The sequence below is a fragment of the Nostoc sp. JL33 genome (genome assembly GCF_017114985.1).
Taxonomy (GTDB): Bacteria; Cyanobacteriota; Cyanobacteriia; order Cyanobacteriales; family Nostocaceae; genus Nostoc.
In genome coordinates this window covers 66,263-78,138 of record NZ_JABXKP010000039.1, presented here as the reverse complement: position 1 = coordinate 78,138, position 11,876 = coordinate 66,263, and the positions used below count along the sequence as shown (strand labels likewise).

Genomic DNA, 11,876 nt, shown 5'->3' with positions numbered 1-11,876 from the left:
ACTATCAGCTAGACTGATTCTGGGCTGCTTGCTGTACTTGCGCCACTGTTAAATCGAGAGCCACCGCCACTTGTTCCACACTCAACCCCAATGCCAACAACCGGGGAATAGCTTCTAACTTAGCTTCCTGGCGACCTTCCTGGCGACCTTGCTGGCGACCTTGCTGGCGACCTTGCTGGCGACCTTCTTCTAAGCCGTCTTCCTTAATTGATTGATACATCCTTGTTTTTTTGAATTCCTCGTCTATACCTAACATTTCTGCTAACTCCTCTCGGCTTAACCGGGTAAATTTGTACAACAGAATAGTCTCTATCAATTCTACAATTTGCTTGGTGGTAGCTTCATCTGCCAGCTGTTGCCTTGCTTGTAAAATCAATTCTCTACCTTTGTCAATGGCTGTTTCTTCCCTTTCGATAATTAATTTAATGATCGCAACTTGCAGTGAGTTCTCCCCCGTATCTAATTCATCTAGATAAATGCGTTGCACTTGTGAACTGTTTAGCAGCAACTCATACGGTAGGCGATCGCTTGGATCTAAACTTCGTTGCGGATAGATAACCACAGCACGCCAAAAATTGACTGATTCGTTTTGACGCAAGTAAAGGAAGATTTCCGCAAAGAAGCGTCTATAAAAAGTTGGGTCTAATTGAAACTGAACTTCAACAAAGTAAAGTGGTTGGTTTGTAGTTTCACTTGTGGGGATGAATACCCCATCAATCCTAAAAGCAGTCTGTTTTACTTCAATTGAAACAAATTCATAGGCGTTGATATTGACAGTCGTCTCGCCAATTATTGCAAAAAATATGCTAGGGAAAGCTTGAAATAAGCTATAAAAGATTTTGTCAGTTTGCACCTGGATTTAGTCAAGCGAAAATTGGATATTCAAAGTTATATCAAAAATAGTGTATACGCATCTGATTCAACATTAAAAAAAGCAAATGGTAACAAACATCTGCTTTAATAAAAGATTCGTTATAGCGTCAAAACCTCACCCCCAACCCCTCTCTTTACTAAGGAGAGGGGAGATAAAGCACAGCTTTATCGGGGCGAGGTTAAACGCTATATCTCATTTACTTGGATACCAACTGATTAACTGGAGCAATCCCAGCTAAATCCAAAATTGGCGCGATCGCATCTTCACGCTTCACCGCCATCATATGCACACCCTGACATAATTGCCGCGCTATTTGCACTTGCTCGGCGGCAATTTTTATCCCTTCCTCAAAAGGGTCTTTAGCTTTTGCCAATCTATCAATAATATGCTGGGGAATATTTACACCCGGAACACATCTATTAATAAACTGGGCATTTTTTGCCGATTTCAACAGAAAAATTCCTGCCAAAATCGGTTTTTTATAGCCAGCAGCAATTAGATCCATAAACTTTTCTAGCCGCTCAAAATCGGTAATCAACTGACTTTGAAAAAACTGCGCTCCGGCTTCAATTTTGCGTTCAAATCGACTTTGCAAACCCGACCAACTTTTACATTGCGGATCTACTGCTGCACCAACAAATAAATCTAGCGCTCCATCAGTCAAGGGTTTCTCGTTGCAATCAACGCCTTGATTCATCTTCCGAATCAGTTGCAGCAGTCGCACAGCTTCCAAGTCAAACACTGCTTTGGCATCTGGATGATCGCCTGCTTTTACTGAGTCGCCAGTCAAAGCTAAAATATTACGAATACCTAAAGCATGAGCGCCCATCAAATCAGCTTGTAAACCAATGCGGTTGCGATCGCGGCAAGCAACTTGACAAATCGGCTCTATGCCGTTTTGTAACAAAATTACCGACGCCATTAAGGAAGACATCCGTAATACTGCGCGGCTACCATCAGTAATATTGACAGCATGAACCCTTCCCTTAAGAGTCGCCGCCATTTGAATCATGTGCGCTGGATCTCCCCCTTTCGGCGGTGTTACCTCGGCAGTAACTAGAAATTCACCTGCTTGTACAGCTCTCTTGAAGGCTGTGGGGCTATGGGTGTAATGCATAAAATTAAGAATTTCCATTTCTTAAATGGTATAGCAAATCACACCGAAAAGCGAAAAGTTATAGAGGTAGAGAGTAGCCTAAAGCAGCTTTTACTTGTGATAAAGTTTGATTTGCGATCGCCCTAGCTTTTTCCCCTCCATCCCGCAACACAGACTCCAAATAGCCTTTATCCGCCGTTATCGACTGATATTTTTCTTGAATTGGTTTCAGGGACTCAATAATCGTGTCCGTCAACAATGGCTTGAATTGTCCCCAGCCCATATCCTGACACTCAACTGCGACATCTTCCTTTCTCTTCCCAGAAAGCAATGTATAGAGCGTTAATAAGTTATTACACTCTGGACGCGCTGGATCATCAAAAGTCAGCCCACGAATCGGATCGGTTTTACAACGCTTAATCTTGTATTGAATCTCTTCTGGTGAATCTAGCAAACTGATCCGGCTTAACTCGGAAGGATCAGACTTTGACATTTTGCGTGTACCGTCCGCTAAACTCATCACCCTTGCCCCTTCCTTACGAATCAAAGGGTCTGGTAACTTCAGAACTGGTTGATCTGGTTTACCAAATTGGTGATTTAACCGAGCTGCAATATCCCGTGTCAATTCCAAATGTTGCTTTTGGTCTTCACCCACTGGCACTTTATCCGCTTGGTAAAGCAAAATATCAGCCGCCATTAGTACAGGGTAATCCAACAAACCTGCACTCACATTTTCTCCCTGTTTAACAGCCTTTTCCTTGAACTGGATCATATCTTGCAGCCAGTTTAGAGGTGTAATGCAGTTGAGCAACCAGGTGAGTTCACTGTGGGCCGAAACGTGGGATTGTACAAAGATGGTGGAGTGATTTAAATCAAGACCACAAGCTAGATAAAGAGCAGCAAGGGTGTAGGTATCAGCTGCTAACTGTGTTGGGTCGTGTGGCACTGTAATCGCGTGCAAATCAGCGACAAAAAGGTAATTTTCGTATTCGCTCTGACCTTCTACCCAGTTGCGAATGGCTCCCAAGTAGTTACCTAGATGGTAATTGCCGGTTGGTTGAACTCCAGAAAGAACACGTTGCTTGCCCATAAATTTCAACTTAGTTATCTCAAATCTGCGCTATGTAAAGTGGCGATGTCTGGCGACAAGTCGCTTGCGCCTACGCAAAACTCATTTAATTTTGACATTTTCCAGGTCAACTGGCCGTTGCGGGATGAGAGATTTTAACTCAACTCGGATTACTATAGAAACTCTTCACGAAGAAAAACGACAATTTAGTGTGTTAACGACAGCTTATAGCGACTGTCTTGAATGTCAAGTGCGATCGCAAAAGAAAAAGCCTAAATAAAAAGTCGAATTGGCATTCTAAGTCGATACAATCGCATAGCGAATTGTGCCAAGATGTCCCTGTGGCGTTAACGCTGGCAACAGTGGGCATTCTGCTGACTGCGGCGAGGATGTGGTGCATTTCTATTTTGAAGCTTAAGGACGTTAGAAGACTAATGAAGCAGTACTCTCAACTCACGATTATTTCTTACATACTAGGCCCTACTTTGATCGTGGTGAGTCATCTAGGATCATTACTCATTATTGTTACTGGCTTATCGTGGGGTGCTGCCTTGTGGGCCGTGTTGTTATATATAATACGAATGCTTGCAACTACTGGCATCTACCATCGGCTACTCACCCACAAGAGCTACCAGGCTCCAACCTCAGTTCTATGTGTTGGAAGCATCGTGGCTGCTTCAGCCGGGCAGATGGGGCCAAGTTGGTGGAAAGCTCACCACATGGATCATCATCAATGCTCAGACCAGGAAGAAGATCCTCATTCTCCCTATATGCCTTTCAAAGGAATCAAAGGATTCTGGTGGTCTCAAGCTGGATGGCTATTCTCCCCACAGTTTTTTCCCTCTAAACTTCCCACCGATGTTGAGAGTAATCTGGTTTTGAAGATTGTTGACCGTTTGCACTTCATTCCCACCGTTGCTCTTGGTGCGCTCTCGTACTACATTGGTGGAGTTGAATATCTCGGCGCTTTTTTCCTCAGCACGACTGTCCTCTTCCACGGTGTCGCCACCGTCAACTCACTCAGCCACATACTGGGCGAGCAACCGTTCATAACCAATGACTACAGTCGGAATCATTGGCTCGTAGCATTTCTGACCTTGGGTGAAGGCTGGCATAATCTTCATCATGCATTCCAGTGGTCAGCCCGGCATGGCATAACGCTGCGAGAGGGGCAGGTTGCCTATCTTCCAGACCCAACATTTTGGTTCATCAAAATCCTTCAGTTTCTGAAGCTAGCGTCAAAGATTAGAGTACCTTCTGAACCAGAACTTCTCACTCGCGCCAGAAACCGCAACTGTCAGAACTCAGTTTTCAAGGCGGAAGCAAAGACATCCGTTTGATATTCTGGTTGACAGATTGCTCAGGAAAAAAGTCTGTTCTTTGCCGTCTCAGTCAAGAATCCAAACATTTAACAGAATGAAGATGTTTTTGTGAAGAAGGCATCTTCATTCTGTTGAATAACGACAGGCACGATGTCCATCCCCTAGCAGGGTAAACACTAACTTTGTCCGGTTAAGCATGAACCATTAAAAATTGACCATTACCATTATATTCTCCATCACAACAAGCAAAATTCCGAATAAACCATATCAAATAAAACCTCCATATCCGGCGAAACTTGGCATAGTCCATGCCATAGTTTAACGTTTTTATTGTGGTCTGGTTGTCGTCAAAATTTTGTAACCAGTTACTTAGTGTTTTAGAGTAATTAGAGCCATTGAGATACCATCTTTGAATTGTTTTCAGGTCTTGGTTATGGCTGGGAACTGCATCGTAATTCCAGTACCGACCGTGTGGAAAAATATATTTGTGAGTGTAAACGCTAGACATATTGTTAGGGATGCGGACTGTGATGATGTGAATCAAAACTTTGCCATCATCCTTCAGAAACGAAGCTAATTTTTTAAAGGCTGCCGTTAAGTTACCAACATGGCAAAAAACACCAATCGAGAGGATTTTATCAAACTTCGTCTCGAAATTTGCATTATTCAAATCACCTTCATATAGGGTAAACCGATCTGAACTGAGATAACTCTCAGGATCTTGCATTTTGCGGCGGATATATTCACATTGCTCGTGGCTCAAATTAAGACCCGTAAACTTGACATTAGGGAACTTAGAAAGAATGTAATTAGGAACACATCCCCATCCGCACCCAAAGTCTAAGATATTGTCTCCGTCCTTGATGTCTAGCTTTTCAATCACATCATCAATCATGTGCATCTGGGATTGCTCAAGGTTTAATGCTCCTTTTTCCCACAATCCCATGCTGTACTTAGGATAAATGAGTTTCCCGTCCCATAACATAGTATTCAGCATGGCTTGAGGCAAGTCGTACTGAATTTTCATTAGTTCCCGCGATCCTACGGCGAGATGATCCGTTTCTTTTAATACCCATTCATAGGGTGCTAGCAGGGATGGGAAATACTGAAAGAAAATTGGCATACAGGTATCGAAAAGCGATTATAGAACGGAATCAGGAACTTCTAATCCGTTGATATAAGCTTCTGCCACTGCCATCTGGACTGTGTTAACTACCTCAACCGCCCCACGAGTTGCTTGATATGCTAATGGAGTCTTAATATTTATATCTCCCACAATAGGGATATACTTTTCTATTTCTTGCAGCAGGGTACTAGAAGTCATAGTCTTACTCCTAAACAAGCATTAAAATTATGCAACATGAGTATAATAATTAAATTTTTTTAGCTTTTTAATCCCAAAATGTAAGAAGTTGTAACATACATTTAAAAATATTTATCTTAACGCACCTGATGCCACTTTTACTTGATAAAAGGTAAGCATACCAAGGGCAAACGTCCTATAACTTGGCATTAACTGCGTTTATTTCCGATAATTGTTTGGCGTCAGGGTGTTGTTCGCTCAACTCGTTTCCGTTTCTAGTAGTCTCTCAAGTTTAAATTGATGGGTAAGTAAGTTCGTAGTAAGGACTTGAGTCCTTTAAGTACGCTTTGTGCTTACTACAAACTTTTCATTACTAGCTTAGACATTAAACATCTCCAGAAATTAAATATGCGTTACCCACAAACCTTGTAGAGACGTAGCACTGCTACGTCTCTACATTCTTTTTCACGCCTATGTCTATTGTACTAGTGGCAGTTGGTTGCGATCGCCCTTCAAAAACCGCATTTACCTTTCTGCTAAACCCACTTCTCCTCCAATTAGCCCCAGGAATCCTGTTCCAAAGTGCTGAATCTCCAAAAAACTTGCTTGCTCTGGTGAGGTTTTGTAAATCCGAAATGTCTTCATAATTCCCAAAGTAGCAGCACTTTCTAGAGTCCCAACAAAGCTAATATCTCGGTCGAGAAAATAAGTTTGATTAGCCCAATGAGCCATCTGATTTGCATTTAAAAAGTAGCAGCCTGCATGAGGGTTGAGGGCACGACAAAAGGTAATTGGTGTATTCAGAATTGTACCCTTAAGTTCCGGTTTTTCCTGCACATTTTGAAAAGGAGCACTTACTCGCAACGCCAAATCTCCATCAATGTAAGCTTTGTGAACCAAACCGTAGGGGGAGACTTCATAACGATGTGGCTGGAGCAAGTTTAAGTCACTCGCTTGTTGGGTAAACCAATTTAATTTTATAAAAAACCAAGGGTCATGGATAATTAGGTCATCTTCAAGGAAGCAGTAATAATCATACTGACCGAGACAACTTTGCAGAATAGCTTGGCACTCAAACCCCAAAAGTAGAGGTTCTACATCAGTAGAATGATGTTTATATAAATGGGCTGGTAAGGGAAGCTGATTCAGAAGATGATTATCTTTGGTTGTACAAATAACAATATCTAGTTCGTGAGACTGCGGCTGGTTAGCAGTGAAAGCTAGTCGTTGAGCAATGTTGATGATAGTTTGAGATTTACCAAATAATTGGTGTAAGGCGGTAAGGCTATTAGTTAACGCCTGCAAGCGGGGTTGCGGGTCTTTGCGTTGGGAAGCATGACGACCATCACTGCTAGGTTTGAAAAAATGAGCAATAGTAAAAATAATTCGCATTTTAAATATCGGTTTTATATTTGTCTGTCATTTGTCATTTGTGCTTTGTTGGTTGTAACTAATGACTAATGACTAATGACTTTTGCCAAATCCTTTAGAATCGGGGCGCTTTTTCAAACTATGAGAACTTTTCCCAGCGAACATCCATTGCAAATGCTGTGGTAAAAGTTTTGCCAAATCATAACGCTTGATAATTGTCTCTCGCGCATTCGCTCGAATTGCGTTCATCTCTTGAGGATTATTCAGCGCTTCTTCAACCCGATTAGCAATATTCCGAGGAGAAAAGAAATCTACCAGCAGTCCATTCACCCCATCCTGTATGACCTCCAATACTGGCGGAGTCTTAGAAGCTACTAATAAACATCCTGCTGCCATTACTTCTAACATTGACCAGGATAAAACAAAAGGACGGGTTAAATAAATATGAGTAGAAGAAGCTTGTAAAACCTGAAGGTACTCATTGTAAGGAAGCCTATCTGTAAAGTGCAGCCTCGATAAATCCAAAGATAATTTTTCTAACATTAATTGTTTATAAGTCTGACCATTGGGGAGATTCTTCCCATAAGCAACCCGATCTTCTCCCACAACTACTACATGGCACTTAGGTCTTCGCTGCTGAAGTAAGGCCACCGTTTCCATAAACTGCGGAAAACCTCTATAAGGTTCCATCCCCCGTCCCACATAAGTTACCAACTCTTCCACATGGGAGAGATCAAGATTTATTCTTGGTAAAACTAACTTTGCGCCTGGTTTGGGAACAAAAAAGTTGGTATCGATACCATCATGAAGTACAGTGAGTTTGCTATGATATTCTTTAGGAAATTGCTGCCGTTGCCAATTCGTCGGAGAAAGACCGCGATCGCAACTATATAAATCAGTCAAAATCGGCGCATTTTTCACACGGATGCGGCATTGATCATCAGCATTCAGTGGTTCATTGGGATCAAAATCTGCATCCGAACCGTGAGCGTGGTAAAACCACTCGAAATAACACAATAATTCGGCTTTGGGGAAAACATCTTTGATAAATAAAGTTGGCCCCCAACCAGAATGACCATAAACTATATCTGGAACGAAACCCTCAGCTTTTAATTTTTCTGCTACGCGATAGACAGCCTGCGCGGTGAGAACAGCATTTTCCAGATTGCGAACATAGTGGTGGGTTTGGGGAGCAGCTTCACGAGAAGGAGTGTAAATAGCCTTATAAACGCCCGATATTTCCCCTTCACGTCGATTTGTCCCAAAGACGACTTTGTGATTAGGATTTTTACCTAAAACTGTCGCTAGATTGCGAAATTGCGAGGGAAAATTGGGATGTAAAAATAAAATCTGCATCGGAATAATCTTGATTAACTTATTGCCAGATAAAATAAATTAAGACAAGCTTCTTAAAATTATAAGATTATTTACCCTAATTTTTTGCAAGTAAATTTAGATGAATCGTTGCAGTGAAATGGGAAAATAATTGCAAATTCATGTTATGACCATGAAATTTATTGGCATTGATTTAGGCTGGAAATCCCAGCCAAGTAGACTATGCTGCTTAGAATGCATAGATGGACAACTGCAACTAGTTGATTTAGACCGCAAAGATGCTATTGCAGACATCCTCACCTGGATCGATCAGAGTGTACAACCATATGAACCAGCCATCATCGCCGTAGATGCACCTACCCTCATACCCAACGCCGCCTCCCCGACAAACTCAGCCACAAGTACTTTGGCAAATATCATCCAGGATGCTATCCAGCTATTAGACATAGGAGTAGAGACGTAGCACTGCTACGTCTCTACAAGGGTTCTCACCCAGAATAGAATTGCAACTCAACTGTCCACTATGGGTTTGTTCGACAATTTATTGAGCGATCGCTAATCCTAATCCTGTGCCTTTACCAACAGCTTTATCCCTCTTCTAAGAAAGCATAACCCAATTAAACCTAACTCTTGTGGGGTAGCCCCGAAAGCCCGCCCTAATGGGAGCAAGGTTATATTGTAGAACAGCTTAGTCATAGTCAGCGTAGACGAAGCAACGGCTTTTTCGTATGACATCGCTCTACGAGACACAGGTGAATATTGCATGGTGCAATTTAACACAGAATGTCTACTGACATTAATTCTCTTCAGAAAGCAAAAACCACTACATCTAAATATCCTAGCCAGGGACGCCTAGTAACCCCAAGGAGTTTGAGAAACTACATCTTCTGTGTCGAGTTTGAGAAAGTGGAAGGGGTAAAGGGCACGTACTAGTTCATTGAGTAGAGCTAGTTTGATTAATATGTATAATCTTATCAATCACACAAGAGAGTGTGGTGATAGGATTAATTAAATTTTGAGCCAATTCACCAGAACAAATGGTACGCACAACCCCAGGACAGAAAATTCCTATTGATAAACTCCAAGCGACTCTAGCTTTTCTAGAAAAGCTAGAAGAGAAGGATAAAGAAGAACTATCACTGCCAGAGAGCGTTTACTTTCTGCGAGATCAGCTTCAATCGGCTCTGAAGAAAGGTTATAGCTATCAAAAGCTTTCTGAGATTCTAAAAACTCAAGAAATAAAAGTTTCGGCAGCGACATTCAACCAATATTTAACTGAGATTGAGAAAGAAAAATATTCTCGCAAAAGAGGGGTTAAACTAAAACCAGTTTTGTCTGCTGAGAATTCTACTCAGATTTCAACAGAATCATCAGTAATGCGACAATCGCCCTCAGTAACTGAAGACTCTCTTGTTCTTGAGACTTCTTTATAAAAGCCAACTCCAGTGATTCAAGTTCAGCAAGAATCAAAGGATGAGATAAAGGCATCTCAGAAAACTACCAAAACTACTAAGCGGCAACCGCCAAAAAGTTCTAAGCCTGGGAAAGATGTATCAGACAAGTTTAATAAGTATTAGAGGTGGCTGTAATGCCGACGATTCATTTGGTGGATGGTGAAAAAGGTGGGGTAGGAAAGTCTCTCTTTGCTAGGACAATGATTCAGTATTGTCTGGATAAGAGAATCCCGTTTGTACCAGTGGAGACAGATAGATCGAATCCAGATGTAGCAGGAGTGTATAAGGAGATATGTAAGTATGCTGTGTTTAGTGAGAATGAACGACAGGCAGATAAGGCAGATAAAATATTTGAGTGGGCGATAGAGAAGCCAGTAATTGTGAATTTAGCCGCACAATCGCATAGAGCAGTACAAGGGTGGATTGACTCTAATCAATTATTTGAGCTAGGGAGTTCGCAGGGGGTGATGTTTTGCAAATGGTTTGTATCGACAGGAGGATACGACAGCATGAACCTATTTGCTCAGTCAGTGAATACCTACGGTGACAGAATCCCTCATATTCTGGTGAGAAATTTAGGGCTGTGTGATGATTGGGAGCATATAGAGTCAGACTCCAACTTTCAGAAAATAGTAAATAAATATAAGATAAAAGTTATGGATTTTCCGAAGTTAGCATATAAGGAAAGAAACATAATTGACCAAAATCGCCTGACGTTTGCAGAGGCGAGAGAGCATAAAGAATTTGGGATAATTGGGAGACAGAGAGTAGTGAATTTTCTGAAGCTTGCTTATAGTGCTTTTGAGAGAGTAGGCATCTGGTATGAAAAAGTTGAATAGCAAAGCCCTAGAGAGGAATGGTACGCTTGTTTAGTTATTTGCTGGGGCGAGGCAGTTCTTGCTGGAGTTTTAAAACCTCGTGTTGCGTAATGGCTTTTAGTAAGGGCTTCAGCCCGGAAAATAGGGCTGAAGCCCTTACTACAAGCCAATTTAATTAATTTTAAATTGCCTAATATAGTTTGATTTATTCTTGCCTACTTAGTTAGCCCATCTAAATAAGTAACTCAAACATCGTTCTATTGATTATGATTGGTAGGAAATTTTATAGTTAAAAATTTTGTTTTTGTCTACAATAAGCAGCTTTATACTTTCTTTATATTCAAAAAATATCGGACTACATAAAGATCCTTCTGAATGTTATGTCAACCTAGCCTGTTGATCTGCCAATCCAGCGTAAAACCCTCAGTGTGAACATTGTGCTTATCTAATTGCAAGCTCCCGAAGGTTTGATTATCTTCACCTTTATAGACTAACTTTAATGCCAATTTAATTCCTGCGATAGAAGTGGTTTTACTCCTATGGTAGAAGTCAGGGAAAAAATTAGCAGCTATTCTGGATAAGAATGACAAAATTATTCACAATAAGTAATTAAAATTTATGATCCAAGTGAATGTAATTTATTATTATTCCTTGTTTGTTGTGAACAAGCGACTTTGGTCGTTGGTTCCTAATCATAAATTAGTAATTACTTATTATTAATTAGTTTGACTTGACGAATAGTCATTTGTTGGTTGTGGGAGCTTCAAATGCTTTCAATTATTCTAAAAGAAACTCGGTGAAAGACTCCTCAATCAATATTGTCAAAATTTACCTAATTTAGCAGTCGATTGAGTAGACAATATCGGTTTTGAAAATCAATCAACCACAGAAATCTACAACACAAAAGGAACCATAATCATGAAGTCTTTTGATTTATCTAAAGCTGTTTTGGCTAGTGTCTTTGCCATCAGTTTCGCCTCTGCGTCCTTACCTCCTTCTGTTTCTGCCCAAAGCGGAGGCTCCGGCAGCGGAGGTTCCAGTGGTGGCAGTAGCTCAGGTAGCGGTACAGGTAGCGGTACAAGCGGTAGTGGTCTAGGTAGCGGTACAGGTAGCGGTACAAGTGGTAGTGGTCTAGGTAGCGGTACAGGTACTGGTACTAGCGGTACAGGTACTGGTACTAGCGGTAGTGGTCTAGGTAGCGGTACAGGTAGCGGTACAAGCGGTAGTGGTCTAG

General features: G+C 41.4%; 12 protein-coding genes and 1 pseudogene. 6 read left to right on the top strand and 7 right to left on the bottom strand.

The window, feature by feature from the left end:
- Positions 1-4: 4 nt before the first annotated feature.
- The 3 genes from HWQ23_RS10305 to trpS all read right to left on the bottom strand — a co-directional run bounded on the left by HWQ23_RS10305 (position 5) and on the right by trpS (position 3,060).
- Positions 5-853: an Rpn family recombination-promoting nuclease/putative transposase gene (locus tag HWQ23_RS10305; protein ID WP_292827328.1), complete on the bottom strand. Its 849-nt coding sequence runs from the start codon at positions 851-853 to the stop codon at positions 5-7.
- A gap of 217 nt (positions 854-1,070) precedes the next feature.
- Positions 1,071-1,991 (bottom strand): methylenetetrahydrofolate reductase, encoded by a 921-nt coding sequence (locus HWQ23_RS10300; protein ID WP_292827325.1) that lies wholly within the window; start codon positions 1,989-1,991, stop codon positions 1,071-1,073.
- Positions 1,992-2,049: 58 nt separating this feature from the next.
- A complete protein-coding gene (trpS, locus tag HWQ23_RS10295) occupies positions 2,050-3,060 on the bottom strand; it encodes a tryptophan--tRNA ligase (RefSeq protein ID WP_292827322.1) in 1,011 nt (336 codons plus the stop codon).
- A 124-nt stretch (positions 3,061-3,184) separates the two neighbouring features.
- Here trpS and HWQ23_RS10290 point away from each other — a divergent pair, with 124 nt between their 5' ends.
- Both HWQ23_RS10290 and HWQ23_RS10285 read left to right on the top strand, forming a co-directional pair.
- A complete protein-coding gene (locus HWQ23_RS10290) occupies positions 3,185-3,319 on the top strand; it encodes a hypothetical protein (protein ID WP_292827319.1) in 135 nt (44 codons plus the stop codon).
- A 154-nt stretch (positions 3,320-3,473) separates the two neighbouring features.
- Complete coding sequence (locus HWQ23_RS10285; RefSeq protein WP_292827316.1) at positions 3,474-4,379, top strand: acyl-CoA desaturase; 906 nt, start codon at positions 3,474-3,476, stop codon at positions 4,377-4,379.
- 172 nt (positions 4,380-4,551) lie between these two features.
- Here HWQ23_RS10285 and HWQ23_RS10280 read toward each other — a convergent pair whose 3' ends face one another.
- The 4 genes from HWQ23_RS10280 to HWQ23_RS10265 all read right to left on the bottom strand — a co-directional run bounded on the left by HWQ23_RS10280 (position 4,552) and on the right by HWQ23_RS10265 (position 8,391).
- Positions 4,552-5,484, bottom strand: a complete 933-nt coding sequence (locus HWQ23_RS10280; protein WP_292827313.1) for an SAM-dependent methyltransferase — start codon at positions 5,482-5,484, stop codon at positions 4,552-4,554.
- Positions 5,485-5,502: 18 nt separating this feature from the next.
- A complete protein-coding gene (locus HWQ23_RS10275; RefSeq protein WP_292827310.1) occupies positions 5,503-5,685 on the bottom strand; it encodes a hypothetical protein in 183 nt (60 codons plus the stop codon).
- A gap of 504 nt (positions 5,686-6,189) precedes the next feature.
- On the bottom strand, positions 6,190-7,056 hold the full coding sequence (locus HWQ23_RS10270) for a calcium-binding protein (RefSeq protein WP_292827307.1): 867 nt from the start codon (positions 7,054-7,056) through the stop codon (positions 6,190-6,192).
- A 72-nt stretch (positions 7,057-7,128) separates the two neighbouring features.
- The gene (locus HWQ23_RS10265) at positions 7,129-8,391 is read right to left on the bottom strand and encodes a glycosyltransferase family 4 protein (protein ID WP_292827304.1); all 1,263 of its coding nucleotides are present in this window, start codon (positions 8,389-8,391) and stop codon (positions 7,129-7,131) included.
- A gap of 151 nt (positions 8,392-8,542) precedes the next feature.
- On the opposite strand from HWQ23_RS10265, the pseudogene HWQ23_RS10260 reads away from it, so the two are divergent.
- The 4 genes and pseudogenes from HWQ23_RS10260 to HWQ23_RS10245 all read left to right on the top strand — a co-directional run.
- Positions 8,543-8,808, top strand: a pseudogene (locus tag HWQ23_RS10260) (DUF429 domain-containing protein); the annotation flags it as partial.
- Positions 8,809-9,407: 599 nt separating this feature from the next.
- Positions 9,408-9,803 carry a hypothetical protein gene (locus HWQ23_RS10255; RefSeq protein ID WP_292827301.1) on the top strand — a complete coding sequence of 132 codons (396 nt, stop codon included), beginning with the start codon at positions 9,408-9,410 and terminating at the stop codon, positions 9,801-9,803.
- Positions 9,804-9,958: 155 nt separating this feature from the next.
- On the top strand, positions 9,959-10,663 hold the full coding sequence (locus HWQ23_RS10250; RefSeq protein ID WP_292827298.1) for a P-loop NTPase family protein: 705 nt from the start codon (positions 9,959-9,961) through the stop codon (positions 10,661-10,663).
- An 897-nt stretch (positions 10,664-11,560) separates the two neighbouring features.
- Positions 11,561-11,876: hypothetical protein (locus tag HWQ23_RS10245; protein WP_292827295.1), on the top strand; the 316-nt coding region annotated here is incomplete at its 3' end.